Raw genomic sequence first — 26,098 nt, forward strand, 5'->3', positions numbered from 1 at the left:
GACCTCACGCGTCCCGCAGCTCCTTGGCCAGCGCCCCCTCCCCCATCACCTCGACCAGCCCTCGCCGCACCGCCTCCCGCAACCCCAGCTCCCCCCGGCCCAGCGCACCGCAGGTGTCCGTGTCGAGGGTCAGCCGTACGTCCGCCTCCCCCGGCGCGGCCCCCTCCCCGTACACCGGCCCCTCCCCGGCGCCCACCCGCACATGGAACTCCCCTTCCTCCAGCCGGACTTCGACGACCCCGGCGGTCGCTCCCCCCAGCGCTCGCAGCAGCGGCAGCGCGAACCAGTGGGCCCGTACGGCGTCGGTGGGCCGCCGCTCCCCGAGCGCGCCCTCCCCCCACTCCCCGAGCGCCTGCAGCACCGGCAGCAACGCCCGCCCCCGGTCGGTGAGTTCATACACGTACGCGGCCCCCGGCGGCGGCAGCCGCCGCCGCGTCGACACCCCGTCCCGCTCCATGTCCTTCAGCCGCGAAGCGAGGACGTCCGTGCTGACGCCCGGCAGGTCCGCGTGCAGGTCCGTGTAGCGACGCGGCCCGGCGAGCAGTTCCCGCACGATCAGCAGGGTCCAGCGGTCACCGACGAGGTCGAGTGCCCGAGCGGCGGAACAGTACTGGTCGTAGCTTCGGCGAGGTGACATGGGACGCAGTCTAGACAAGTCGTTGGACTTTCCAAGCGTCTACTTGGTAAAACCAAGCGAACCAGGCGACATCACGAACCGGAGGGCGAGAGCGCATGGAGTTCCGGCAGTCGAGCAAGCTCAGCGAGGTCTGTTACGAGATCCGCGGACCCGTGATCGAGCAGGCGAACGCACTGGAGGAGGCGGGCCACAGCGTCCTGCGCCTCAACACCGGCAACCCCGCGCTCTTCGGCTTCGAGGCACCGGAGGAGATCCTCCAGGACATGATCCGGATGCTGCCGAGGGCCCACGGCTACACGGACTCGCGCGGCATCCTCTCGGCCCGCCGCGCGGTGGCCCAGCGCTACCAGGACCGGGGCCTGGACGTCGACGTGGACGACGTCTTCCTCGGCAACGGCGTCTCCGAGCTGGTCTCCATGGCCGTACAGGCGCTGATCGAGGACGGCGACGAGATCCTGATCCCGGCCCCCGACTTCCCCCTGTGGACGGCGGTCACCACCCTCGCCGGCGGCAAGGCGGTGCACTACCTCTGCGACGAACAGGCCGACTGGTACCCGGACCTGGACGACATGGCGTCGAAGATCACCGACCGCACCAGGGCCGTCGTCATCATCAACCCCAACAACCCCACCGGCGCGGTCTACCCGAAGGAGATCATCGAGGGCATCCTCGACCTCGCCCGCCGCCACGGCCTGATGGTCTTCGCCGACGAGATCTACGACCAGATCCTGTACGACGACGCCGTGCACCACTCGGCCGCCGCGCTCGCCCCCGACCTGGTCGTGCTCACCTTCTGCGGCCTGTCGAAGACCTACCGCGTCGCGGGCTTCCGCTCCGGGTGGCTGGTCGTCACCGGCCCCCGGCAGCACGCCCGCAACTATCTGGAGGGGCTGACGATGCTGGCCTCCATGCGGCTGTGCGCCAACGCGCCCGCCCAGTACGCCATCCAGGCCGCGCTCGGCGGCCGCCAGTCCATCACCGAGCTGACGACGCCGGGCGGCCGCCTGTACGAACAGCGCGACGTGGCCTGGGAGAAGCTCAACGAGATCCCCGGCGTCTCCTGTGTGAAGCCCAAGGGCGCCCTCTACGCCTTCCCCCGGCTCGACCCCAAGGTCCACAAGATCCACGACGACGAGAGGTTCGTCCTGGACCTGCTCCTGCGTGAGAAGATCCAGGTCGTCCAGGGCACCGGCTTCAACTGGCCCGCCCCCGACCACTTCCGCATCCTCACCCTCCCCCACGCGGACGACCTGGACGCGGCGATCAGCCGGATCGGCCGGTTCCTGAGCGGGTACCGGCAGTAGCAACCCCGGTCGGTAGCCGCCCCGGCCGCACGCGTCCGCCGTGCCGGGGATGCCGGCCCCGGAGACCCACGTCACTCCTCGGTCTTGCGGGCCAGAAGCTGGATCCCCTTGAACTGTCTGCGGTCGGTGGGCTGCGGCTCGCACACCATCCGGGCCACCTCGGCCAGCCCGCACGCGCGCAGCAGCGCGGCGAGGTGATCGGGCCACCAGCGATGGGCGGGCGCGACCGTGTGGTCGAAGACCTGCGTGGGGCGGGACGGGCCCTCGCTCGCCGAGAAGCCGATGAGCAGATGTCCCCCGGGCGCCAGCACGCGGTGGAACTCCGCCAGCAGGAGCGGGACTTCGGAAGGTGGGGTGTGGATGACGGACCACCGCGACAGGACGCCGCCGAGCACACCGTCCGCGAGGTCCAGCGCGGCCATCGAGCCGACCTCGAACCGCAGGCCGGGGTGGGCCTCCCGGGCCAGTTCGATCATCGCGGGCGAGGCGTCGACACCGAACGCGTCCAGCCCCAGCCCGGCGAGATGGGCGGTGACATGGCCGGGCCCGCACCCCAGGTCCGCGACCCTGCCGTCCCCGCTCGCCCGCGCGACCTCGGCGAAGGCGCCCAGGATCGCGCGGTCCAGGGGGCTGTCCCGCAACGAGTCGGCGAACATCCGCGCATAGGTGGGGGCGACGGCGTCGTAGGCGTCCCGGGTGGCGCCGAAGGCATCGTGTGCGGTCATGCCCGCGACAGTAGCGCGACAGCGGTCGGCGGCACGGCCGTCGACGTCACCGTCGCCGGGACGTGCGGGGACCGCCCCGGCATGGGTAGACCTCCCCCATGACTGACCGGCCCCTGCTCCTCCTCGACGTCGACGGTCCCCTCAACCCTTTCGGCGCCCGGTGGTGGCGCCCACGCGGCTACGTGACCCGCCGGCTGCATCCCTCGGTCTGGTCCGCGCGGCAGAAACCGGGGTCCCGGCGGCTGCGCCGGGGCCTCCGGGTCCGGCTGAACCCGGCGCACGGGGAGCGACTGCTCGCGCTGCCCTACGAGTTGGCGTGGGCCACGACCTGGATGCACGAGGCCAACGAGATGATCGGGCCGGTGATCGGGCTGCCCCGCGATCTGCCGGTCATCGAGTTCGGCAACCTCTTCGCCCCGGACGCGGACGGGCTCTACTGGAAGACCCGGGAGGTCCTGGCGTGGGCGGCGGGGCGGCCGTTCGTCTGGGTCGACGACATGATCACCGACCTCGACGTCCGGCACGTGGCCGAGCACCACGGCACCCCGGCCCTGCTGCTGCGGATCGATCCGCGCCGAGGGCTCGGGGAGGAGGAGTTCAGGGAGCTGGAGCGGTGGGCGCGCGCCCTGGGCGGCGGCACGGCGGGCATCGGCGGGGCGGGATCGTAGCCTGGGGACATGGGTGATCTTCTTCTGGTGCGGCACGGCGAGACCGAGTGGTCGGCGTCCGGGCAGCACACGAGCTGGACCGACATCCCGCTGACGGACCGCGGCCGCGAGCAGGCGAGCGGCCTCGCCCCGCTGCTCGGCTCCGATCGCGTCGGCGCCGTCTTCGTGAGCCCGCTGAAGCGCGCCCGGGAGACCGCGGAGCTGGCCGGGCTCACCGGGGCGCGCGTCGACGCGGATCTCGTCGAGTGGGACTACGGCGGGTACGAGGGCGTCACGACCGTCGAGATCCATCGCACGCGGCCGGACTGGTTCCTGTTCACGGACGGGGTCGCGCCCGGTCCGCCGGAGCACCCCGGGGAGAGCCCGCAGGAGGTCGGGGCGCGCGCGGACCGGATGCTGGAGAAGGCCCACGCGGCGCTGGGGAACACCGAGGGGAGCGTGGTGCTCGTGGCGCACGGGCACTTCCTGCGCGTTCTCACGGCCCGCTATCTCGGCCTGCCGGCCTCCGGCGGCGCGCTGTTCCAGCTGGCCACGGGCACGGTCTGCCGCCTCGGCACGGAGCACGGGCGTCCGGTCGTCGCGGGGTGGAATGTCAGACCCGCCTCGTAGCCTTCCGAGTGGGGTGCTCAGCGGGTTCGGGTGAGGGAGGGTGCCGTGACACGACCGCCGACCGCCGCCCAGCGGCGGATCATCGACGCGGCCGAGCCGGTGACCGGACGGCTGACGGGCACGGAGGCACAGCTGGCCGCGCTGGTGAAACGAGGGCTGGCCTTCCGGCATCCGCGGCCGCCGCACGGCCACTTCCTGACGCCGGCCGGGCACCGCGTACGGGAGACGGCACCGGCCGGCGCCCCGGAGGCGGCGCCGAAGGACACCGGCACCGCGCCCGCCGGGGCCGGTGTCTTCGCCGCCCGGGTCGGCGGCGAGGAGGCCGCCGCCGGTGGCCCGGCCCGCGACCGGGAGGTGCACAGCGCCTGGCAGGGACTCCTGGAGCTGCGCCGGATGACCAATCCGGGCGGCGTCACGGACCGCCCCTGCGGCTGGGAGCGCACCCATCTGGTGCGGGCCGCCGCGCTGGCCCTGGAGGCCGCGGGTCACCGGCCGGCGGACGCGGACCCGGCGCCGGCGCGCGGGGGTTACCGCGTGCGGGCCACTCCGCAGCCGGAGGCCGTCGCCGTGCGGGAGCCCGACCCGGCGGCGCTGGCGGCCTGCGCGGCGACGCTGGAGGGTGCGGGCTGGCAGGTGAGCGAGCACACCGATCCGCGCACCAGGGAGCGGTATCTGCTGGCCTCGCCGAGGCGCGCGTAGAGGCGGGCCCCGCACGCTCCCTGAGCAAGCGCTCAGTAAGGTGGTGGGCGTTGTGTTCGCCTCAGCGTCAGGCAGGGGAAGTCATGGCCGAGCCGTTTTCCGTTCCGGTGACCGTGCGGGGGTACGAGACCGATGTGCAGGGGCACCTGAACCAGAGCGTGTATCTGCAGTACGGCGAGCACGCGCGCTGGTCGCTGCTGCAGGCCGCCGGGATCCGCCAGGCGGACCTGATGGCGCGGGGTGTGGGGCCGGTGGCGCTGGAGACGACGATCAGCTACCGGCGTGAACTGCTGGCCGGCGACGAGGTCGAGGTGACGTGCGTCTTCGTCTGGGGCGAGGGCAGAACGTTCCGCATCGAGCAGACGGTCCGCCGGACGGACGGCACCGTCGCGGCCGAGATCACCGGCGTGGGCGGCCTGATGGACCTCAAGCTCCGCAAACTGGTGGCGGACCCCGGGGAGTACTTCCGGACGCTGGCGAAGGACCCCACGCTGTTCGGTCTGTGACCGTACGCCCGCCGCCGACGGGTCCGCGCGCCTCGGCCCGGCACGAGCGGCACAACCCGTTCGGGGCGTCCGGAGACGGGGCCGTCGCCACCGCCGACGCCGGGGCTCCGCGCCACGGGCGGCCGAACGGGCCGGACGGCCCGTCAGCCACCGGCCGTCCCCCCGTCCACCCGGCCATTCCGGTCGTCCGGTCACCCGGCCCTCCCGGTCTTCCGGTCTTCCGGTCACCCGGTCGTCAGGTCGTCCCGCCGGCAGGTCACCCGGCCGTCAGGTCGTCCCGCCGCCCGGTCGCCATCGGCGGTCCCGTCGGGGCCCGCGGGCGGGCGGTCCCGCCGGTACGGAAGGAGTCGTTCATGCCGGGTTCTCCCCCGTGTGGCCGCATGTCTGCGCACAAGTGCGGTTTCGGCGGGTATTCCTGCCACGGCGTACCCCCACCGCACCCCGGAGACACCATGCCGCTCGCCCGTCGTGCCCTGCTCGCCGCCCTCGCCGCCGGTCCCGCGGTGGCCTGTGCCCCGGCCCGCGCGTTCCCCTCGGACGACACACCCCGTGCCGACCGGGCACTGCGCACGGCCTCGGCGGCGGCCCGGCGGCTGCTGCCGGACCACTGGCGGCAGATCACCTTCACGGAGGGGAGGGAGCACGACACCTTCCGCGTGTCGGGGAGCACCGGGCGCATCACGGTGGCCGGTGACACCCCGGCCACCCAGCTCACCGGTCTCAACTGGTACCTGCGGCACATCGCGTACGCCGAGATCAACTGGGCGGGCGAGCAGACGGACCTCCTGCCGCGCGAGCTGCCCGGCCTCGACGGGACGGTCGGCCGCCGGGCCAACGTCACCCACCGCTTCGCGCTCAACGACACCAACGACGGCTACACGGGCGCCTACCTCGACTGGACGTACTGGGAGCGCGAGCTGGACGTGCTGGCGCTGCACGGCTACAACGAGGTCCTGGTCTACGCGGGCGCGGACGCGCTGTACCACCGGGTGTTCCAGGAGTTCGGGTACACGGAGGAGGAGCTGCGGGCGTGGGTGCCGGGCCCGGCCCATCAGCCGTGGTGGCTGCTGCAGAACCTGTCCGGCTTCCCCTCCCCCGTCTCCCGGCAGCTCCTCGACGCGCGGGCCGGCCTCGGCCGCCGGATCGCCGACCGGGTGCGCGAGCTGGGCATGCTCCCGGTGTTCCCTGGCTACTTCGGGACGGTCCCGGCCGGGTTCGCCGAGCGGGTGCCGGGGGCGCGGACCGTGCCGCAGGGCCAGTGGATGGGCTTCGCGCGCCCCGACTGGCTGGACCCGCGCACCGACGAGTTCGCGCGGGTGGCGGCGGCCTTCTACCGGACGCAGGACGAGATGTTCGGCCCGTCCGCCCTGTACAAGATGGATCTGCTGCACGAGGGGGGCGACCCGGGGGACGTGCCCGTCGCCGACGCCGCCCAGGGTGTCGAGCGGGCGCTCCAGCGGGCGCATCCCGGAGCCACCTGGGTGATGCTCGGCTGGCAGCACAACCCGCCGCGCGCGATCGTCGACGCCGTCGACAAGCAGCACATGCTCGTCGTCGACGGGCTCTCCGACCGCTTCCCCACGGTCACCGACCGGGAGGCCGACTGGGGCGGCACTCCGTACGCCTTCGGGTCGATCTGGAACTTCGGCGGCCACACCGCGCTCGGCGCGAACACCCCCGACTGGGCCGCGCTCTACGAGAAGTGGCGCACCAAGGACGGCAGCACCCTGCACGGGATCGCCCTGATGCCGGAGGCGGCGGACAACAACCCGGCCGCCTTCGCCCTCTTCTCCGAACTGGCCTGGCGGGAGGGCGAGCTGGACCTGGAGACCTGGTTCGCCGAGTGGGCGCACGCCCGGTACGGGGCCCGTGACCCGCACGCCGAGGCGGCCTGGGACATCCTGCGCCGCACCGCGTACGGCACCACCCGCGCCGACTCGTGGAGCGAGGGCGCCGACGGCCTGTTCGGCTCCCGGCCCGCACTCACCGCCGTACGGGCCGGCCGCTGGTCACCGAAGCAACTCCGTTACGGCGCGGCCGACTTCGAGCCCGCGCTCGGTGAGATGCTGAAGGTGCGGGCGGAGCTGAGGGAGTCGTCCGCCTACCGCCGCGACCTGCTCGACGTGGCCCGTCAGGCGCTGTCCAACCGCAGCCGGGTCATGCTGCCGCAGATCAAGGCCGCCTACGACACCAAGGACACCGCGCGGCTGGCGGGGGCGAGCCGCGACTGGCTCTCCCTCATGGATCTGCTGGACGAGCTGGTGGCCACCGACTCCCGTCATCTGCTGGGGCGTTGGGTCGCCGATGCCCGTTCCTGGGCCGTGGGCTCCAGCGAGCGGACGGAGCTGGCGTACGACGCCCTGTCGTTGCTGACCGTGTGGGGAACGCGGGAGGGCGCGGACGCGGGACTGCGCGACTACGCCAACCGGGAGTGGGCGGGGCTGGTCGGCGGGCTGTACCGGCTGCGCTGGGCGACGTACTTCGAGGAGCTGCGGGCCGCGCTGGCGGAGGGCCGGGCACCGAAGAAGATCGACTGGTTCGCCCTGGAGGACCGCTGGGCACGGAACCCGGGCCCGCTCGCGACCGAGCCGGCCGGGGACACGTACGCGGTCGCGGCGCGGGTCCGGGACCGGCTCGCGGCGCTCGCCTGACGGGTGGGCGGTCTCCGGGGCGTACGTTCGTCGCGCCCCGGAGACCGCGGCCGCGGACCGCGCGGGTCCGCGGCTCCGGCCGAGGGCCGTCCCCCTCGACCGGAGTTCGACGGGTCACGCCCCGGCGGCGATCCGCGCCAGCCGCCGGGCCTGTTCCCGTGTGGAGCGGGCGATGGCGTCCTCGTCGACGTGCAACAGCCTGCCGTCCTCGACGATCTGACGGCCGTTCACGAACGAGGCCGTGACCGGGGCCGCCGCACCGAGGACAAGCGCGGTGACCGCGTCGGCGATCGAGGCGTGGGCGAGGGTGTCGAGCTTCCACAGCACCAGGTCGGCGAGCTTGCCGGCCTCCAGCGAGCCGGTCTCGGCGGCGCGGCCGAGGACCTGGGCGCCGCCGTACGTCCCGAGGCGCAGGGCCTGGCGGGCGTTCAACGCCGCTTCCCGGTGCGCGCCGAGCCGGTTGATGAGCAGCGCGTTGCGCAGCTCGGTGTGGAGTTCGCCGGACTCGTTGGACGCCGTGCCGTCGACGCCGAGGCCGACCGGGACGCCGGCCGCGAGCATGTCCGGGACGCGGGCGATGCCTGCGGCCAGACGGGCGTTGGACGAGGGGCAGTGGGCGACACCCGTCCTCGTCCGGGCGAAGGCGGCGATGTCGGAGTCGTTCATGTGGACGCAGTGCGCCATCCACACGTCCTCGCCGAGCCAGCCGGTGGACTCGAAGTAGTCGGTCGGGCCCATGCCGAACAGTTCCTTGCAGAACTGCTCCTCCTCGACGGTCTCCGAGCCGTGCGTGTGCAGCCGTACGCCGAGGCGGCGGGCCAACTCGGCTCCCTCCCGCAGGAGTTCGGTGGAGACGGAGAACGGCGAGCAAGGGGCGACGGCGACCTGGGTCATCGCGTCGAAGGAGGAGTCGTGGTGCTCCCTGACGGTGGCCTCGGTCGCCGCCAGGGCGCCGTCGAGGGTCTCGACGGCGAAGTCCGGGGGCAGTCCGCCGTCCTTCTCGCTGCGGTCCATGGAGCCGCGGGCGAGGGTGAAGCGGACGCCCGTCTCGCGGGCGGCGCGGATGATCGCCCCGGACAGGTCGCCCGAGTTCTTCGGGAAGACGTAGTGGTGGTCCATCGCGGTGGTGACGCCACCGCGGGCCATCATCGCGAGCGACCCCTGGGCCGCCGCGTGGACCATCTCCTCGTCGATGCGCGCCCAGGTCGGGTACAGCGCGACGAGCCAGTCGAAGAGGTTGTGGTCGGTGGCCAGGCCCCGGGTGATCCACTGGTAGTAGTGGTGGTGGGTGTTGACCAGGCCGGGTGTCACCAGGTGGCCGGTGGCGTCGATACGCCGTACGACGTCCGGAAGGCCCTCGGGGGCCCGGCCCGCGCCGAGCGACTCGATACGGTTGCCGGCGATGACGACATGACCGTCGGCGTACTCGGTGTCGTCGGCGTCCACGGTCGCGATCGAGCAGTTCTCGATCACGGTGCGCTGAAGTGCTGTCATGGTGGGCCCCTCAGAGGTTGGTCAGGTCCGCGGGGATCCGCGCCTCGCGCCCGTCCCGCAGGACGGTCGCCTCGATCAGGCCGTAGGGCCGGTCGGCGGCGACGTACACGGCGCCGTCCTCGGTGGCGTTCTCGAGGCCGAAGGGCTTCAGGTCCACCAGGAAGTGGTGCTTGTTGGGCAGCGAGAAGCGGACCTCGTCGATCTCGTCGCGGTGCTCGATGATCCGCGAGCCCATCTGGTACAGGGTCTGCTGGAGCGAGAGCGAGTAGGTCTCGGCGAAGGCCCGGAGCAGGTGCTGCTTCGTCTGCTCGTACGAGGTGTCCCAGTCGGGCATCTCCCGGGCGTCGTCGGTCCAGTTGAAGCGCCAGCGGCCGGAGACCTCGGTGGCGAGGATGCGGTCGTGCGCCTCGGGCAGGGTCGTGTAGGCGTCCTTGACGTAGCCCCAGAACTCGGAGTCGGTCGAGTTCATGACGGTGAGGTCCTTGAGGCCGGAGACGACCTCCCACGACGAGCCGTCGTAGGTGATCTGCGCGAGCCGGGTCTCCTGTCCCCTGCGGACGAAGGAGTGCGCGCCCTCGCCGCCGTGCTCGATGCGCTCCCAGGCGTACTCCTCGACACGTATGCGGGCCCGGTGGATGGCCGGCTGGGAGGTCACGAAGTGCCGGGCCAGGTGGATGCCGAACTGCTCGGCGGACTCGATGCCGTGCTCCTTGGCGAAGGCGTACACCGTGTTCTTGGTGGTGTCGGTCGGCAGGACGTTCGCGTTCGATCCCGACAGATGGACCTCGGTCATGTCGCCGGAGAGCGACACGGACACGTTCAGGTCCTTGATGTGGTGGGTGGCACCGTCCCGCGTGATCGTGACGACCCGGTTCTCGGCCTTGCCGTACTGGTTCTGTCCCAGGATGGTGGGCATGCGCTAGCTCCCTCGGTATACGGAGTAGCCGAACGGGTTGAGCAGCAGCGGTACGTGGTAGTGCTCCCCGGGCGTCACGGCGAAGGTGATGGCCACCTCGGGGAAGAACACGGCACCGCTGTCCCGGTTCGCGGGGGCGTCCTGCTGCGCATCGGCTTGCTTCTTCAGGAAGTACGGTTCGACCTCGAAGTCGAGCCGTACATGGCTGGTCCCCTCCGGCGGCGCCGGCAGGTCCTTGCACCGCCCGTCCTGGTCGGTCGCGGAGCCGCCGAGCTCCTGCCATGCGGCGCCCCGGCCCAAGCGGGCGGAGATCCTGAGGGCGACCCCCTCGGCGGGGCGGCCCACGCTGGTGTCCAGGATGTGCGTGGACACGGAGGCGGTGGTGCGCGTACTCATGACGATCGGTCCTCTTCGACGACGCGGGCGAGCCGGATACGGTTGATCTTCCCCAGCTCGACGCGGACGATCTCGCGTTCCCGCTCCGGCGCGTTGCCGATCCGCTCCTTGACCGCGTCGCGCATGTGCTCGGCACTGCGGCCGGTCGCGCAGATCAGGAAGACATGCCCGAACCTCTCCTGGTACGCCAGGTTCAGTTCGAGCATCTCGGCCCTGAGCGCGTCGTCGGCCGAGGCCATCCCGGACTGCTCCCGGGCGGAGGTCGCGTCGCCGGGCGTGGGGCGGCCGATCGGCGGGTGCCCGGCCATGGCCTCGGCGAGGTCGTCGGCGGTCAGCGCGGCCATGGCGGTGTCGTTGGTGGCGTAGAGGTCCTCGGCGGTGGCGTACGGCCGGGCGGCCAGCAGCCGCTTCACCCAGGCCGTGGAGGCGCACGCCTCGTGGAGCACGGCGTGCGCGGCGGGCTCCTCCAGCGCGTTGAACCGGGCCAGGCCCGGGGGCACGGATGTCGGCGTCATGCGATCAGCTAACGCTCCCGCACGACATCACGTCAACAGTTTGTTGAAAATTCGGGACGCCGGGGCCCTCGCGGCCCCCCTTTCCCCTACTTGTCCCGGTTCAGGTAGTTGTAGACGGTGAAGCGGCTGACGCCGAGCGCGCTCGCCACGGTCTCCACGCCGTGGCGCACGGAGAAGGCGCCGCGCGCCTCCAGCATCCGTACGACCTCCTGCTTGGCCCTGCGGTCGAGGTCGGCCAGCGGCCGGCCCTGCCGGCGCTCCAGCGCGGCGAGGATGTGGTCCAGGGACTCGGCGAGCTGCGGCAGCCGTACGGCGACGACGTCGGCGCCCTCCCAGGACAGGACGACGTCGTCGGGGCCGGCCTCGTCCGGCGGCAGCAGGAGCCCGCCCATGGCGTCGACCAGCGGCTTGACGGCCGCGACGAAGGGTTCGTCACCGGCGCCGGTCACTCGCCGCCCTCCCCGAGCACGTTGATCTGCAGCGAGATCCGGGTGGCGCCGGACTCCAGGGTCCGGCGCAGCAGGGCGTCCACGGCACCGAGCACCGCGTCGGCACCGCCTTCCGCGGTGTTGCCGAACGGGCCGACGTCGACCGCGTCGAGGGCGGCCGCCTCGACGACCTCACGGGCCACGAGCGCGTGCGCCGGGGCCTCGTCCAGGTCGAAGGGCTCGGTCGTGAACTCCACTCTCAATCGCACGGGCCCAACCTAACGCGCGGCGCCGTTTTCCACCGAGCCCTCTTGACAAGCCCCGACGACCGGCGGCAATCTTCCATTAAGCAGAAACCAACTTCCACTATATGGAAATCAGCACGGAAGGGGGCGCCCGAGGCCCATGGGATTCGCGGAGCAGCGCTACACCGTCAACCTGTCGATCCTCTTCACCGAACTCCCGCTCCTGGAGCGCCCCGCGGCCGCCGCCGCGGCCGGCTTCACCGCGGTCGAGCTGTGGTGGCCCTGGGTCGACTCCCCCACCCCCGCACGGTCCGAACTCGACGCGCTGCGAGGCGCGTTGGAGGGCGCGGGCGTGCGGCTCACCGGGCTGAACTTCTACTCCGGCGTGCTGCCGGGTCCGGACCGGGGCGCCCTGTCGATCCCGGGCGAGGAGGCGGAACGCTTCCGCGCCAACATCGAGGTCGCCGCGGCCTTCGCCGAGTCGGTGGGCTGCACGGCGCTCAACGCCCTGTACGGCAACCGCGTCGACGGCGTGGACCCGGCCGAGCAGGACGCGCTGGCCCTGGACAACCTGGTGGCGGCGGCCCGCGCGGCCGACCGGATCGGGGCGATCCTGCTGATCGAGGCCCTGAACCGGGTGGAGTCGCCGCGCTATCCCCTGGTGTCGGCCCCGGCGGCCGTCGAGGTGGCCGACCGGGTCGACGAGGCGTCGGGGCTCGGCAACGCGCGCTTCCTGATGGACCTCTACCACCTGTCCATGAACGGCGAGGACCTGCCGCGGGTGATCGCCGAGCACGCCGCCAGGACCGGTCACGTGCAGATCGCCGACAACCCCGGGCGGGGCACCCCCGGCACCGGCGGCCTCCCGCTGGAGGACCTCCTCGACCAGCTGGCCAAGGCCGGTTACGAGGGGCTGGTCGGCCTGGAGTACAAGCCGGGCGACCTGCCCAGCGCCGGGGCCTTCGAGTGGCTCCCCCGCGAGGCCCGGGCGGCCCGCTGAGCCCCCGCCGTCGCGGGCCCGCCGCGCGGCCGGCGGCCCCGTCCCCGTAGACGCAGCAGAGCAGTCAGAGAGGCACCCTCACCATGAGCAATCGTCCCAAGGTCGCGTGGATAGGTCTCGGCATCATGGGGTCCCCCATGGCGGAGAACCTGATCAAGGCGGGTTACGACGTCACGGGCCACACCCTGGAGCAGGACAAGCTCGACCGGCTGGCCGCCGCCGGCGGGACCGCGGCGGCCTCCGTCGCCGAGGCCGTGCGGGACGCCGACGTCGTCATCACGATGGTGCCCGCCTCCCCCCAGGTCGAGGCCGTCGCGTACGGCCCCGACGGCATCCTGGAGAACGCCCGGCCCGGCACCCTGCTGATCGACATGTCCTCCATCACCCCGCGGACCTCCGTCGAACTGGCCGCGGCCGCGCAGGAGAAGGGCATCCGGGTGCTGGACGCCCCGGTGTCCGGCGGTGAGGCGGGCGCGGTCGAGGCCGTGCTGTCCATCATGGTCGGCGGCGAACGCGCCGACTTCACCGAGGCCGAGCCGCTCTTCGAGGCGCTCGGCCGGACCATCGTGCTGTGCGGTCCGCACGGCGCCGGACAGACCGTGAAGGCCGCCAACCAGCTGATCGTCGCCGTGAACATCCAGGCGTGCGCCGAGGCCGTGGTCTTCCTGGAGAAGTCGGGCGTGGACCTGGCGGCCGCGCTCGACGTCCTCAACGGCGGGCTCGCGGGGTCGACCGTGCTGACCCGCAAGAAGGACAACTTCCTGAACCGGGACTTCAGGCCGGGGTTCCGCATCGACCTGCACCACAAGGACATGGGCATCGTCACCGACGCCGCCCGGACCGTCGGCGCCGCCCTGCCGGCCGGCGCCGTGGTGGCCCAGCTGGTCGCCTCGCTGCGGGCCCAGGGCGACGGCGGCCTCGACCACTCGGCCCTGCTGCGGGCCGTGGAGCGCCTCTCCGGCGCCCGGGTCTGAGGCACACTCCCCGACTTCCGGTCCGCGGCGGCGCCGACATCTGTCCTGTCGCGCCCAGGCACCGCCGCGGGCCGGAACCACCGTTCCGGCGCACCCGGAACCACCATTCCGGATACGCCGACTTCCCTGGCCGCGTCGGCGGCGCGTCTCGACACCGATACGCCTCCTGACGGCGGGTGAGGGTCTGGCCGACGCCGGGGAGGTGCTCCCGGACTGCGGGAACAGCCTCCTCCGGCGATCGACTTCATGCATTTCCCGACGGCGTCCGGTCCCTGATGATCACCCATCAGCCACCGGACGCACCGCCCGCGACCGTTTCCGACCGCCCCGGATGAGGGGTGCCGGCCGGACGCCCGCGGGCACGGCACGGACCGCGGCGGCGTGCGCGCCAGTGCGGTGGCGAAGGCTCCGGCCCGCGTCTCGACGTGAGGGACGCGGAACCGACGCCGACGCACCCCGCCGCGGTCCGTCCCTCCCCCGAGAACATCCGCGTTCCGGCGCGTACCGCCGCTCCGGGCCGGTGGGACCCGACCAGGACCGGACCGCACCCCGCGGTCCGGTCCTCGTCCGCTGCCGCCCTGGGTGGTCCGACGCGAACAACCCGATCACCGGCCACCACCGGAGGACGCCTGCCTACGCAAGCGTGCGTAGGCCGTCTACGGAACCCTCAAATCAACCTCTGAACCCGTGCGTGGGGGCTTCAACTACCGGTGATGCAGGGCACATTCTCGACACATGAGGCCCGCCGGCACGGGGGCGGCGGGCCTCGACGGGGGAAGCCTCCACGGGGGAACGCGGAGGCACGGGGGAACCACGGGGGATCGGGGGAGACGGGGGAGACGGGGGCCCGGGATCGGGGGAGACCCGGGGGCGGCGGGGGGAGGCCCTGCGGCGGCACGGTACAGCGACTCGCGTCCTGCGAGGCCGTGCCTCCGCAGGGCCTCCCCCCGTCCGTCGTCCCGCTCCCCGTCCGCAGTCCCACTCCCCCGGACGTGTGCGGCCCGCCCCCCGGACGAGCCGCACCCGACGCCCCCGCGGAATCTCAGACCCGCAGCGGCCTGATCGACGTGGGCGCGTGGCCCGGCTCCGTCGCCGTCTCCTCGAACTCCACCACGTCGCCGATGTCGTTCGTCGTGGACATCGAGATGTTGGTGACGCGCTCCAGGATCGCCTCGACGACGACCGGCACCCGGTACTCCGCCGCGAGCTTCTTCGCCTGTTCGAGGGCGGCGCCCAGGTCGGCCGGGTCGGTCACCCGGATCGCCTTGCAGCCGAGGCCCTCGGCGACCTTGACGTGGTCGACGCCGTAGACGCCCAGCTCGGGCGAGTTGACGTTCTCGAACTCCAGGTTGACCTGGAAGTCGATGTCGAAGGCGCGCTGGGCCTGGCGGATGAGGCCCAGATAGGAGTTGTTGACGAGCACGTGCACGTACGGGATGCGGTGCTGCGCCCCGACCGCCAGCTCCTCGATCATGAACTGGAAGTCGTAGTCGCCGGAGAGGGCGACGACGGGCGCCTCCGGATCGGCCTTCGCGACGCCCAGCGCGGCCGGGACCGTCCAGCCGAGCGGTCCCGCCTGGCCGCAGTTGATCCAGTGCCGCGGGCGGTAGACGTGCAGCATCTGGGCGCCGGCGATCTGGGAGAGCCCGATCGTGGAGACGTACCGGGTCTCGGGACCGAAGGCCCTGTTCATCTCCTCGTAGACGCGCTGCGGCTTGATGGGGATGTCGTCGAAGTGCGTACGGCGCTGCAGGCGGGCCCTGCGGTCCTGCGCGGACGCCGCCCACGCGGAGCGGTCCGGCAGCCGGCCGGCCTCCCGCAACTCCCGTGCCACCGTGACGAACAGGTCCAGCGCGGCCCCGGCGTCGGAGGCGATGCCGTAGTCGGGGGCGAAGATCCGGCCGATCTGGGTGGGCTCGATGTCGACGTGGACGAACGTCCGTCCGGCCGTGTAGACGTCCAGCTTCCCGGTGTGCCGGTTGGCCCAGCGGTTGCCGATGCCGAGGACGAAGTCGGACTCCAGGAAGGTCGCGTTGCCGTAGCGGTGCGAGGTCTGCAGACCGACCATGCCGGCGTTCAGCTCGTGGTCGTCGGGCAGGACGCCCCAGCCCATCAGGGTGGGCACGACCGGAACACCCGTCAGCTCGGCGAACTCCACCAGCAGTCCGGCGGCGTCGGCGTTGATGACACCGCCGCCCGCCACGATCAGCGGTCGCCGCGAGGCGTTCAGCAGCCCGATCGCCTTCTCGATCTGGGCGCGGGTGGCGGCCGGCTTGTAGACCGGGAGCGGCGCGTAGGTGTCGGGATCGAACTCGATCTCGGTCAGCTGGACGTCGACGGGGAGGTCGACGAGGACCGGCCCCGGCCGCCCCGAGCGCATGAGGTGGAACGCCTGCTGGAAGACCCCGGGGACCTGCGCGGCCTCCAGCACGGTCACGGCCATCTTGGTGACCGGCCTGGCGATGGAGGCGATGTCGACCGCCTGGAAGTCCTCCTTGTGGATCACGGCCGTGGGTGCCTGGCCCGTGACGCAGAGGATCGGGACGGAGTCGCCGATGGCCGAGTAGAGCCCGGTGATCATGTCCGTGCCCGCGGGTCCGGACGTGCCGACGCACACGCCGATGTTGCCGGGGCGGGCGCGGGTGTATCCCTCGGCCATGTGCGAGGCGCCCTCGACATGCCGGGCCAGGGTGTGCTGGATGCCTCCGGCGGCCTTCAGGGCCGCGTAGAAGGGGTTGATCGCCGCGCCGGGGACACCGAACGCGTCACGGACACCCTCGCGCTTGAGGATCTCGACTGCCGCGCGGGCAGCGGTCATACGAGCCATTGCGTACTCCTGCTTCAGCTGCCGGAGTCACTCCCGTCGCGCCCCGCGGTGAGCACTTCCGTCATCCCGTCGGTTGACGTTTCCGCATCTTGATTGATTTCCATGATGCGGAAAGTTTTTTCTGCTATCTGGAATCAGAGTAGGAGGGGTGGCAGGGAGCGTCAAGGGCGCGGGCGCCGGGGATCCGGTGCGGCGTCTCGGGGTGTTCGCCTGCCGCGGCGGCCCCGGCCGGAGGATGATGGGAAGGCGTTTTCGAGGCCGCTCGGTGGTGGGGTGAAGAGCATGGACGAGAGCATCGTGGTGCGGTGCCCGGACTGCGGGCGGGAGCACCCGTACGCCGCCCCGGCGTATCCCTGTGCGTGCGGCACACCGGTCGCCCCGCCCCTGAACCGCCGCGCCGGCGCCACCTCCGTCACCCACCGCACCTGGGACGAGGACTGGATCAGCGTCCGCTGCGGAGGCTGCGGACGCACCGGCCAGTGGCCCCACCCGGAGCTGGGCTGCGCCTGCGGGACCGTGCTGCGGGTGCCCGTGGCCGGCACCCCGGCGGCGCGGAGGCCCGGCTCCGCCCCCGGCCCCGCCGGAGCGCCCGCCGGGCCCCGGGCGGTCTTCCGGCCCCTGACCATCCGCACGGCCCGCGACGCGGTCACCGCCGTCGCCCTCTATCTGCGCTGGCTGGGCTACCGGGACGTCCGCCGCGCCGACCAGCGCCAGCCGTCCGGCATCGGTCTGGCCGCGCGGGGTGTGCTGGCCCAGGTGGACCCGTCGGTCCGCCCGGCCTGCGCGCGGGACGTCGAGTGCCTGTGGCTGACCGCCATGACGGAGTCCGCCGGCTGCGCCTACTTCTCCCTCGCCGGGTACACCGCCGACGCCCGCGACCGCGCCGACGGCCTGGGCGTCTGCCTGTTCGTGCTGGACCTCACGGGCACCCCGCAGCCGGTGAACGGAGCGGCGACGGAGCTGGTCGCCCAGGGCGCGGGGGCCTGAGAGGGGCGCCCGGTACGCGGGGGCCCGGGGGCGCGCGGCGGCTACCCGGGGGCGTACCGCTCCCGCAGCTCGATCTTCCGCACCTTCCCCGACACCGTCATCGGGAAGGAGTCCAGGACGCGCAGCGCGCTCGGGATCTTGTAGTGCGCCAACCGCCCCTCGCAGTAGGTCCGCAGCTCCTCCAGGGTGAGCGGTTCGGTGCCCTCGCGCGGGACGACGCAGGCCAGGACCTCCTCGCCGTACCGCTCGTGCGGCACGCCCACCACCTGGACGTCGGCGATCTTCGGGTGGCCGTACAGGAACTCCTCGATCTCGCGCGGGTAGATGTTCTCGCCGCCCCGGATGATCATGTCCTTGATCCGGCCCACGATCTCGACGTAGCCGTCCTCGCGCATGGTCGCCAGGTCGCCGGTGTGCATCCACCGGCCGGCGTCGACGGCCTCGGCGGTCTTCTCCGGCTCGTTCCAGTAGCCGAGCATCACGCTGTAGCCGCGCGTGCACAACTCGCCTGCCGTGCCGCGTGGTTGCGTCACACCGGTCACCGGGTCGACGACCTTCACCTCGATGTGCGGCAGGACGCGGCCGACGGTGGCGGTGCGGTGTTCCACGTCGTCGTCGCGCCGGGTCTGGGTGGACACGGGCGAGGTCTCGGTCATGCCGTAGCAGATGGCGACCTCCCCCATGTGCATCTCGGTGACGACCCGCTTCATCACCTCCACGGGGCACGGCGAGCCCGCCATGATGCCGGTGCGCAGGGACGAGAGGTCGTACGAGGCGAAGTCGGGGAGGTTCAGCTCCGCGATGAACATGGTCGGGACGCCGTACAGGGAGGTGCAGCGCTCCTTTCGGACGGCCTCCAGGGTGGCCCTCGGGTCGAAGGAGGGGGCCGGGACGACGACGCAGGCGCCGTGCGAGGTCGCCGCGAGGTTGCCCATGACCATGCCGAAGCAGTGGTAGAACGGCACGGGCACGCAGATCCGGTCCTGCTCGGTGTAGGCGAGCGACTCCCCCACGAAGTACCCGTTGTTGAGGATGTTGTGGTGGGAGAGGGTGGCTCCCTTGGGGAAGCCCGTGGTGCCCGAGGTGTACTGGATGTTGATCGGGTCGTCGCAGGACAGCTCCGGATACGGCACCGGTGTCCCACGGGCGATCAGCGCGTCCCAGCCGGGGTCGCCGATGAAGACGGTCTCCCTCAACCGCGGGCACCGGACCCGCACCTGCTCGACCATCGCCCGGTAGTCGGACCCCTTGTGACTCGGCGAGGCGAACAGCAGGCCGACGCCCGCCTGGTCGAGGACGTACTCGACCTCGTGGGTGCGGTAGGCCGGGTTGATGTTGACCATGATCGCGCCGATGCGGGCGGTGGCGTACTGGACGAGCACCCACTCCGGACAGTTGACGGCCCAGATGCCGACCCGGTCGCCCTTGTCCACACCGCTCGCGAGCAGCCCGTACGCCAGCGCGTCGACGTCGGCGGCGAAGCGGGCGTAGGTCCAGCGGCGGCCGGACGGCACGTCGACGAGGACCTCACGGTCCGGCCAGGCGGCGACGGCCCGGTCGAGGTGGGCGCCGATGGTGTCGCCGAGCAGGGCGGTCGCGCTCGTCCCGTGCGTGTACGACGGCTCGCCGCTCACCGGAAGTCCTCCTCGCGGTACTCCGCGTCCGAGCCCGCCGCGGTGGCCTCGCGCAGCGCGATACGGCGGATCTTGCCCGACACGGTCTTCGGCAGTTCGCCGAACTCCAGGCGGCGCAGCCGCTTGTAGGGGGCGAGGACGGTCCGGGAGTGCTCGAACAGGACCTTCGCGGTGTCCGGGCCCGGCTCCCAGCCGGCCGCCAGCACGATGTACGCCTTCGGCACGGCGAGGCGCACCTCGTCCGGCGCGGGCACGACCGCCGCCTCGGCGACGGCTTCGTGCTCCAGGAGGGCGCTCTCCAGCTCGAAGGGGCTGATCTTGTAGTCGCTCGCCTTGAACACGTCGTCGGCGCGTCCCACGTAGGTGATGTAGCCGTCCGCGTCGCGCGCGCCGATGTCGCCGGTGCGGTAGAAACCGCCGGCCATCGCCTCGGCCGTACGGTCCGGGTCTCCGTGGTAGCCGGTCATCAGGCCGACCGGGCGGTTGGAGAGGTCGAGGGCGATCTCTCCCTCGTCGGCGCCGGGGGCGCCCGAGACGGGGTCGAGGAGGACCACCTTGAAGCCGGGGCCGGGCCGGCCCATCGAGCCGGTCTTCAGCGGCTGGCCGGGGCTGTTGGAGACCTGTACGGCGGTCTCGGTCTGGCCGAAGCCGTCCCGGATGTCCACGCCCCAGGCGCGGCGTACCTGTTCGATGACCTCGGGGTTGAGGGGTTCGCCGGCGGCGACGACCTCGCGGGGCGGGGTCTTCAGCTGAGCGAGGTCGGCCTGGATGAGCATCCGCCACACGGTCGGCGGGGCGCAGAACGTGGTGACCCCCGCGCGGTCCATCTCCGACAGCAGCCGTCCCGCGTCGAAGCGGGTGTAGTTGTGGATGAACACCGTCGCCTCCGCGTTCCAGGGCGCGAAGAGGTTGGACCAGGCGTGCTTGGCCCAGCCGGGCGAGGAGATGTTGAGGTGCACGTCGCCCGGCCGCAGACCGATCCAGTACATGGTCGCCAAGTGGCCCACGGGGTAGGACACATGGGTGTGCTCGACCAGTTTGGGCCGGGCGGTGGTGCCGGAGGTGAAGTACAACATCAGCGGGTCGGTGGCGTTGGTCGGCCCGTTCGGCTCGAAGCGGGCGGGGGCCGCGTACGCCTCCTCGTACGGCCGCCAGCCGTCCACGGTGCCGCCGACGGTCGTCCGGGAGTAACGGCCGGGCACGTCCTCGAACTTGGGGGCGTCCTCGGCCCGTACGATCACATGCTTCACCCGGCCGCGTTCCACCCGGTCGCGCAGGTCGGCGGGGCCGAGCAGCGGGGTGGCGGGGATGACGACGGCCCGCAGCTTCATCGCGGCGAGGGCCGTCTCCCACAGCTCCGCCTGGTTGCCGAGCATCACGAGGATGCGGTCGTCGGCGCGCACCCCCCGGTCCCGCAGCCGGTTGGCGACCTTGGACGAGCGCTCGGACATCTCGGCGAAGGAGACGACGGTCTCGGTGCCGTCCTCCTCGACGATGTGCAGCGCGGTGCGGTCGTTCCCTCGTGCGATCACGTCGAACCAGTCGAGCGCCCAGTTGAAGTACTCCGGGCGCGGCCAGGTGAAACCCCGGTAGGCCGTGGCGTAGTCCTCACGATGGGCCAGCAGGAAGTCCCGGGCCGCCCGGAACTCGTCCGTGGCGCTCGTCCTCGCCGACATGTGTCCTCCTCATTGCCGGACCGTTGCCTGACATCGTGTAATGCGTGATACACGTCTCACCACCCCCGAACGGGGGTGCGCCGCGCGGAAGGGGTGCGTTCGTGGCATCGGAACCCTCGGACTCCGTCGGGACGGCACGGTCGGGAGGGGCGGACCTGCGGGGCGCGCTGCGCACGCTGCGGCGGGCCACCGGCCTGCCGCTCGCCTTCGCCGGGCTGGTCGAGCCCGGCCCCGGGCAACTGCGCATCAGCGAACTCCAGGGCAACCGCACGACGGCGCTCCAGGGCCTGGCCGTGCACTCCGGCAACGGCCTCGGCGGCAAGACGGTGGCACTGGCCCGCCCCTGCTGGGTGACCGACTACTCGCTGTCACGGCAGATCAGCCACGAGTACGACGCCGCGGTCGCCGCCGAGGGCATCCGCTCGGTCCTCGCGGTACCCGTCGTCGTGCGCCGTCAGGTGCGCGGGGTGCTGTACGGCGCGCTGCGTGCGGCCCAGCCGCTGGGCGACCGCACAGTGGGGGCCGCGCTGGAGGCGGCACGGGACCTGGAGCAGGCGCTGGTGGTGCGGGACGAGGCACGGAACCTGCTGGCCACGGCCCGGGCGGGCACCGCGCACGGGAACTCGGCCGGGGCGTGGGAGGAGGTCCGTGAGGCGCACGGGGCGCTGCGCGCGCTGGCCCCGCGCATCGACGATCCGGCGCTGCGGGCCGAGCTGCTGCGGGTGTGCGGGCGGCTGGCGGGCGCGTCCGCCTCCGGGGAGGACGCGCCCGGTCCGGCCGCGTCCGTCCGGGACAGCGGCGAGCCGGTCGTGCTCACCGCGCGTGAGGTGGATGTGCTGGCCTGTGTGGCGATGGGGGCGACGAACGCGGTCGCGGCGGAGCGGCTGGGACTGCGTCCGGAGACCGTGAAGGCGTATCTGCGGTCGGCCATGCGCAAGCTGGCGGCGCACACCCGTCTGGAGGCGGTGGTGGCGGCCCGCCGGGCGGGGCTGCTGCCGTAGCGGGCGCTCGCGCGGGAGGAGGAGTGCCCCGTGACGAGGGCGTTGCGGAGGCGGGCTTTCATGTAACGGGCATGTGAAATTCCTTATGCCGTACCCTTCCTGTTATTTCCCACACCGGGCCTACGTTCCGAAATTCAAAGACTGGACGCCTAATATTGGCCCGGACACGACACTCGAGGGGAGCGGTGGCCCGTGCGACGGGAGTTCAAGGAGCCTGGGAGACCCCGCCCCGACCTGGTCATTGGCCGGGAGGAGCTGTTCACCGGGGCGCGTGAGCAGCTGGCGCGGGGCGGCAGCGTGCTCGTGCACGGCTCCGCGGGGATCGGGAAGTCGACGATCCTGCGCGCTCTGGCCGCCGTCGAGGAGGAATCGGCCCGGACGGTGCTGCGCTGCTCGGCCACCGAGTCCGAGTCGCATCTGCCGTTCCTCGCCCTGACCGACCTGCTCGGGCTGGTCCTGGACGAGGTGTCCGACCAGCTGCCCGCCCCGCAGCGCACCGCGCTGGAGTCCGCGCTCACCGGCCGTGGCGAGTCCACCCTCCAGCGCGACGGGCTCGCGCTCCGGCTGGCGGTGCTGTCGACCCTGCGCGCCCTGGCCGCCAAGGGCCCGGTGCTGATCGTCGCGGACGACCTCCAGTGGCTGGATCCGGCCAGTGTCGAGCTGCTCGGCTTCGCGGCGCGGCGGCTGGGCGAGCTGCCGGTGCGCATGCTGTGCGCCGTGCGCACCTCGACGGACCCGCACGGTCACGAGCAGGACAGGTATCTACGCGCGTCCCCGCCCGACACCCTCGCCCTCCGGCTCACCCCGCTGTCCCGGACGCACGTCGCCGAGCTGCTGGAGAACCGCGGCTACACCGGGCTGCCCCGCTCCGCCGTGCGCGACATCCACCGCACCAGCGGCGGCAACCCGCTCTTCGCCCTGGAGCTCGGCCGCGCCCTCGCCGACAGCCCGACGCCGCCGCGTCCCGGTGAGCAGCTGCCGGTGCCGACCTCGCTGCGGACCCTGGTCCTGAACCGGCTGGACATGCTCTCGGCCGAGGCCCGCCGCACCCTGCTCGTGGCCAGTGCCGGTGCCCGGCCCACCGTGGCGCTGCTGCGCGCCGCCGGCCGGGAGAACGCCGAGGCGGAGACCGCCCAGGCCGTCGAGCTGGGGCTGCTCGCCCCGGAGCGCGAGGGCCCGGGCGTGCGGTTCGCGCACCCCCTGGTGTCCGCCGCGCTGTACGCCGAGGCGACCGCCCAGGAGCGGCGGGCCGCCCACGCGGCGCTGTCCACCGCCGCCGTCGACCCCATCGAACGGGCCCGGCACCTGGCACTGTCCACCCACGGCGCCGATCCGCTGGTCGCCGCGCGGCTCGGCGAGGCCGCGGCCGTGGCCCGGGACCGGGGCGCGCCCTCGGTCGCCGCCGAGCTGGGGCTCCTCGCGGCCCGGCGCACCCCGGCGGACGCGACGCCGGGTCCCGACGAGCGGCGGCTGCAGGCCGCCGAGGACGCGCTGACCGCCGGGGAGAACGACCTCGGCCGGGACATCGCCCGTGAGGTGCTGAGCCGGGCCACCGAGCCCGCCGAGCGGGTCCGCGCCTGGATGGTGGTGATCGACGCGGCCGGGCAGTCGCTCGCCGAGGTCGACGCGGTCTACCCGCAGGTCCTCGCCGACGCCGGCGACGACCCGCGGCTGCTCGGTCTGGTCCGCTACCAGCTGGCCTGGCGCGCCCTCGTCCTCGAAGGCGACTTCGCCCAGAGCCGGGAGGAGGCCGCCCGGGCCGCGGAGCTGGCGGCGCGGGCCGAGGACCGGCGCACCGAACTGCTCGCGCTCTCCTTCCAGGCGCAGACCGAGATGCTGATGGGCCACCCGGACGCGCCCGTGACGATCAAGCGGGCGCTGAAGGAGCCGCAGGACCCGCAGCTCGCCTGCCACCACAACGGGGCGGGTGCGACCCGCTTCCGCTGGCTGATGATGAGCGACCAGCTCGGCGAGGCCCGGGCCACGATCACCTCGCTGCTGCGCGAGGTGCGCCGGCGCGGCATGGTCGAGAGCGAGGTGCACTACGTGCGCTTCCTCGCCGAGACCGAGCTGCGCTCCGGGCACTGCGGCCGGGCGCTCGACCTCGCCCGCGAGGGGTACGTCCTGGCCCGCGACTCCGGTATCGGCGAGGGCGCGTCCGCGATGCTCACCTCGCTGGCGGAGGCCGCCGGCGGTGATGTGGAGCGGGCCCGGGCGCTGGCCCGCGAGGCCGCCGACCGCGCCGAGCAGGACGGCGACCTGATGTACCTCTCCCGTGCCCTGGGCGCCCTCGGGCACGCCCAGCTGGTGGCCGGGGACGCGCCGGGCACGGTGCAGTCCCTGCGCCGCGTCCGGGAGTTGGAGGACGGGCTGGGGATCTACGACCCCGCGCGCGGCCGGTGGCACGGCGACCTCGCCGAAGCGCTGGTGCGGGTGGGCGAGTTGACGGAGGCGCAGGACGTCATCGACGTCACCCGGCAGCAGGCCCTGCGGCTCGGCCGGGAGAGCGTGCTCGCCGTACTCGACCGGGCCGAGGCGCTGGTCCGCGCGGCACGCGGTGAACAGGACGCCGCCGTACGGCAGTTGACGTCGGCGCAGGACCGGCTGGCCAAGCTGGGCTACGGCCTGGAGGAGGCGCGGGCCGCGTTCGCCCTGGCGGGGCTGCGGGTCCTGCCGCAGGGGCCCGGTCTCGCCCGGCCGACAGCGGCGGCGGCTTCCGGGCCCGGTTCGTACGACGAGGCGTCCCGGCTGTTCCGCCGCTGCCGCGCCCTGCCCTGGCTGCGTCAGGTGGAGGAGGCGTCCGTCGCCCCGGCGCCCCCGCGGCAGCCCGCGATCGCCCCTTCGGCGCTGGACGCCCTCGCCGTGCTCGCGGCGACCGAACGGCAGGTCGCGGAGTTGGTCATGGAGGGCGCGACCAACCGGGAGATCGCCGGCCGGCTGTACATCAGCGTGAAGACGGTCGAGGCGACCCTGACGCGCGTCTACCGGAAGCTGGGCATCCGGTCGCGTGTGGACATCGTGCGACTGGCGGCGGGACACCGTACGAACTGACCTCCCCGGCACCGGATGACGAGTCCCTTCTCCCGGGACCCGGGCCCTGTCGTCACCTTCCCGCTCTGCCGCGCCCGGGCGGGACCACGAGCGCGCGGCGACCTTGCGGCTCCAGCCTAGGCTCACACCCCGGCCCGGGTCATCGAGGGTTTTCCCTCCCCAACTCCCCTAGGGGGATCCCCCCTTGGGAGGCGATCCCTCCCGCGCCTATTTTTTGTGACGTGCCGCACGCCAGGGCACACAGACCGGCCCGCCGCCCCCGCTCGGCTCCCCCGAGCGGGGGCGGCACCGCAGGCTCTGTGCTCCACCCCCCACCCGCGCGTCTCCCCACCGGCAACTCCCCCTCAGGAGCACCATGTTCGGGCTCAACCGTGTCAAGAAGTCGATGGCGACCGCGACGGTCACCGCTGCCGCCGCCGCGGCCGCGCTGCTCACCGCGCCGGGCGCCGCCGCCGCTCCCCAGCCCATCGTGGGCGGCACGACGACCACGGCGTCCGCGTACCCCTTCGTCATGCAGATCACGGACGCTTCCCAGGACCAGTTCTGCGGGGGCACCCTCGTCTCGCCCACCAAGGTGATCACCGCCGCGCACTGCATGGAGGGCGAGACCACCAGCAGTGTCAGGGTCGTCGGCGGCCGCACCTACGCCAACGGCACCAACGGCACGGTCAGCCGGGTGAGCAGGATATGGGTCCACCCGAGCTTCCGGGACGTCAAGACCGGTGACGACGTCGCCGTGCTGACCCTGTCCACGGCGATGCCGTACACCACGGCGAAGTACGTCTCGTCCTCGAACACGGGCGTCTACGCGGCCGGCACCACCGCCCGCATCCTCGGCTGGGGAGCCACCGCCTCGAACGGCAGCTCCTCCAACCAGCTGCGCACCGCGACCGTGCCGCTGGTGTCCGACTCCAGCTGCCGCACCTCCTACGGCTCCGACTTCATCGCGAGCGACATGGTCTGCGCCGGATACACCTCCGGCGGCGTCGACACCTGCCAGGGCGACAGCGGCGGTCCCCTGCTCATCGGGGGCGTCCTGGCAGGCATCACTTCCTGGGGCGAGGGGTGCGCGGACGCCGGGTTCCCCGGCATCTACACCCGCCTGACCACCTTCTCCAGCACGGTGGCCGCGCAGATCGCCTCGTAACCGAGGCC

At 72.8% G+C, this 26,098-nt stretch carries 23 protein-coding genes; 12 read left to right on the top strand and 11 right to left on the bottom strand.

Features of this window, described 5'->3' with window-relative positions:
- Positions 1 to 4: 4 nt before the first annotated feature.
- Complete coding sequence (locus tag PYR72_RS12615) at positions 5 to 637, bottom strand: winged helix-turn-helix transcriptional regulator (protein ID WP_275455424.1); 633 nt, start codon at positions 635 to 637, stop codon at positions 5 to 7.
- Between the two features lie 95 nt (positions 638 to 732).
- Here PYR72_RS12615 and PYR72_RS12620 point away from each other — a divergent pair, with 95 nt between their 5' ends.
- Positions 733 to 1,941: a pyridoxal phosphate-dependent aminotransferase gene (locus tag PYR72_RS12620; protein ID WP_275455425.1), complete on the top strand. Its 1,209-nt coding sequence runs from the start codon at positions 733 to 735 to the stop codon at positions 1,939 to 1,941.
- 71 nt (positions 1,942 to 2,012) lie between these two features.
- Here the strand turns inward: PYR72_RS12620 and PYR72_RS12625 are convergent, their stop codons facing one another.
- Positions 2,013 to 2,666 (bottom strand): class I SAM-dependent methyltransferase, encoded by a 654-nt coding sequence (locus PYR72_RS12625; RefSeq protein ID WP_275455426.1) that lies wholly within the window; start codon positions 2,664 to 2,666, stop codon positions 2,013 to 2,015.
- 98 nt (positions 2,667 to 2,764) lie between these two features.
- On the opposite strand from PYR72_RS12625, the gene PYR72_RS12630 reads away from it, so the two are divergent.
- From PYR72_RS12630 to PYR72_RS12650, 5 genes are all read left to right on the top strand, one after another.
- Positions 2,765 to 3,334, top strand: coding sequence for an HAD domain-containing protein (locus tag PYR72_RS12630; protein ID WP_275455427.1), 570 nt, complete (start codon positions 2,765 to 2,767; stop codon positions 3,332 to 3,334).
- Between the two features lie 9 nt (positions 3,335 to 3,343).
- Complete coding sequence (locus tag PYR72_RS12635) at positions 3,344 to 3,943, top strand: histidine phosphatase family protein (RefSeq protein WP_275455428.1); 600 nt, start codon at positions 3,344 to 3,346, stop codon at positions 3,941 to 3,943.
- A gap of 45 nt (positions 3,944 to 3,988) precedes the next feature.
- Entirely contained in the window at positions 3,989 to 4,642 is a 654-nt protein-coding gene (locus PYR72_RS12640) for a hypothetical protein (RefSeq protein WP_275455429.1), read from the top strand.
- Positions 4,643 to 4,725: 83 nt separating this feature from the next.
- Positions 4,726 to 5,148: an acyl-CoA thioesterase gene (locus PYR72_RS12645; protein ID WP_275455430.1), complete on the top strand. Its 423-nt coding sequence runs from the start codon at positions 4,726 to 4,728 to the stop codon at positions 5,146 to 5,148.
- A gap of 452 nt (positions 5,149 to 5,600) precedes the next feature.
- Entirely contained in the window at positions 5,601 to 7,799 is a 2,199-nt protein-coding gene (locus PYR72_RS12650) for an alpha-N-acetylglucosaminidase (RefSeq protein ID WP_275455431.1), read from the top strand.
- Between the two features lie 114 nt (positions 7,800 to 7,913).
- Here the strand turns inward: PYR72_RS12650 and PYR72_RS12655 are convergent, their stop codons facing one another.
- The 6 genes from PYR72_RS12655 to PYR72_RS12680 all read right to left on the bottom strand — a co-directional run bounded on the left by PYR72_RS12655 (position 7,914) and on the right by PYR72_RS12680 (position 11,817).
- Positions 7,914 to 9,293 (bottom strand): 8-oxoguanine deaminase, encoded by a 1,380-nt coding sequence (locus PYR72_RS12655; RefSeq protein ID WP_275455432.1) that lies wholly within the window; start codon positions 9,291 to 9,293, stop codon positions 7,914 to 7,916.
- A gap of 10 nt (positions 9,294 to 9,303) precedes the next feature.
- On the bottom strand, positions 9,304 to 10,209 hold the full coding sequence (gene pucL, locus PYR72_RS12660; protein WP_275455433.1) for a factor-independent urate hydroxylase: 906 nt from the start codon (positions 10,207 to 10,209) through the stop codon (positions 9,304 to 9,306).
- A gap of 3 nt (positions 10,210 to 10,212) precedes the next feature.
- Positions 10,213 to 10,605, bottom strand: coding sequence for a hydroxyisourate hydrolase (uraH, locus tag PYR72_RS12665; protein WP_275455434.1), 393 nt, complete (start codon positions 10,603 to 10,605; stop codon positions 10,213 to 10,215).
- On the bottom strand, positions 10,602 to 11,120 hold the full coding sequence (gene uraD, locus PYR72_RS12670; RefSeq protein ID WP_275455435.1) for a 2-oxo-4-hydroxy-4-carboxy-5-ureidoimidazoline decarboxylase: 519 nt from the start codon (positions 11,118 to 11,120) through the stop codon (positions 10,602 to 10,604). Before uraD ends, uraH begins: the two co-directional genes overlap by 4 nt.
- Positions 11,121 to 11,206: 86 nt before the next feature.
- Positions 11,207 to 11,569: a helix-turn-helix domain-containing protein gene (locus tag PYR72_RS12675; RefSeq protein WP_275455436.1), complete on the bottom strand. Its 363-nt coding sequence runs from the start codon at positions 11,567 to 11,569 to the stop codon at positions 11,207 to 11,209.
- Positions 11,566 to 11,817 carry a hypothetical protein gene (locus tag PYR72_RS12680; protein WP_012999707.1) on the bottom strand — a complete coding sequence of 84 codons (252 nt, stop codon included), beginning with the start codon at positions 11,815 to 11,817 and terminating at the stop codon, positions 11,566 to 11,568. Before PYR72_RS12680 ends, PYR72_RS12675 begins: the two co-directional genes overlap by 4 nt.
- A 136-nt stretch (positions 11,818 to 11,953) precedes the next feature.
- Between PYR72_RS12680 and PYR72_RS12685 the strand changes: the two genes are divergently transcribed.
- Together PYR72_RS12685 and PYR72_RS12690 are read left to right on the top strand one after the other, a co-directional pair.
- Complete coding sequence (locus tag PYR72_RS12685; protein WP_275455437.1) at positions 11,954 to 12,793, top strand: TIM barrel protein; 840 nt, start codon at positions 11,954 to 11,956, stop codon at positions 12,791 to 12,793.
- A gap of 83 nt (positions 12,794 to 12,876) precedes the next feature.
- Positions 12,877 to 13,767, top strand: coding sequence for a 2-hydroxy-3-oxopropionate reductase (locus tag PYR72_RS12690; protein ID WP_275455438.1), 891 nt, complete (start codon positions 12,877 to 12,879; stop codon positions 13,765 to 13,767).
- Positions 13,768 to 14,809: 1,042 nt separating this feature from the next.
- Here PYR72_RS12690 and gcl read toward each other — a convergent pair.
- Positions 14,810 to 16,594: a glyoxylate carboligase gene (gene gcl, locus PYR72_RS12695; RefSeq protein ID WP_275455439.1), complete on the bottom strand. Its 1,785-nt coding sequence runs from the start codon at positions 16,592 to 16,594 to the stop codon at positions 14,810 to 14,812.
- Positions 16,595 to 16,876: 282 nt separating this feature from the next.
- Here gcl and PYR72_RS12700 point away from each other — a divergent pair, with 282 nt between their 5' ends.
- Complete coding sequence (locus tag PYR72_RS12700; protein ID WP_275455440.1) at positions 16,877 to 17,581, top strand: hypothetical protein; 705 nt, start codon at positions 16,877 to 16,879, stop codon at positions 17,579 to 17,581.
- 41 nt (positions 17,582 to 17,622) lie between these two features.
- On the opposite strand, the gene PYR72_RS12705 is transcribed toward PYR72_RS12700, so the two are convergent.
- The gene (locus PYR72_RS12705) at positions 17,623 to 19,215 is read right to left on the bottom strand and encodes an AMP-binding protein (protein ID WP_275455441.1); all 1,593 of its coding nucleotides are present in this window, start codon (positions 19,213 to 19,215) and stop codon (positions 17,623 to 17,625) included.
- Positions 19,212 to 20,891, bottom strand: coding sequence for an AMP-binding protein (locus PYR72_RS12710; RefSeq protein ID WP_275455442.1), 1,680 nt, complete (start codon positions 20,889 to 20,891; stop codon positions 19,212 to 19,214). Before PYR72_RS12710 ends, PYR72_RS12705 begins: the two co-directional genes overlap by 4 nt.
- Before the next feature lie 101 nt (positions 20,892 to 20,992).
- Between PYR72_RS12710 and PYR72_RS12715 the strand changes: the two genes are divergently transcribed.
- The 3 genes from PYR72_RS12715 to PYR72_RS12725 all read left to right on the top strand — a co-directional run bounded on the left by PYR72_RS12715 (position 20,993) and on the right by PYR72_RS12725 (position 26,090).
- Complete coding sequence (locus PYR72_RS12715; protein ID WP_275455443.1) at positions 20,993 to 21,892, top strand: LuxR family transcriptional regulator; 900 nt, start codon at positions 20,993 to 20,995, stop codon at positions 21,890 to 21,892.
- A gap of 192 nt (positions 21,893 to 22,084) precedes the next feature.
- Positions 22,085 to 24,943: a LuxR family transcriptional regulator gene (locus PYR72_RS12720; protein ID WP_275455444.1), complete on the top strand. Its 2,859-nt coding sequence runs from the start codon at positions 22,085 to 22,087 to the stop codon at positions 24,941 to 24,943.
- A gap of 355 nt (positions 24,944 to 25,298) precedes the next feature.
- Positions 25,299 to 26,090 (top strand): serine protease, encoded by a 792-nt coding sequence (locus tag PYR72_RS12725; RefSeq protein WP_275455445.1) that lies wholly within the window; start codon positions 25,299 to 25,301, stop codon positions 26,088 to 26,090.
- Positions 26,091 to 26,098: the final 8 nt, after the last annotated feature.

It is taken from the genome of Streptomyces sp. VNUA24 (assembly GCF_029167005.1).
In the GTDB taxonomy this organism is placed as follows: Bacteria; Actinomycetota; Actinomycetes; order Streptomycetales; family Streptomycetaceae; genus Streptomyces; species Streptomyces scabiei.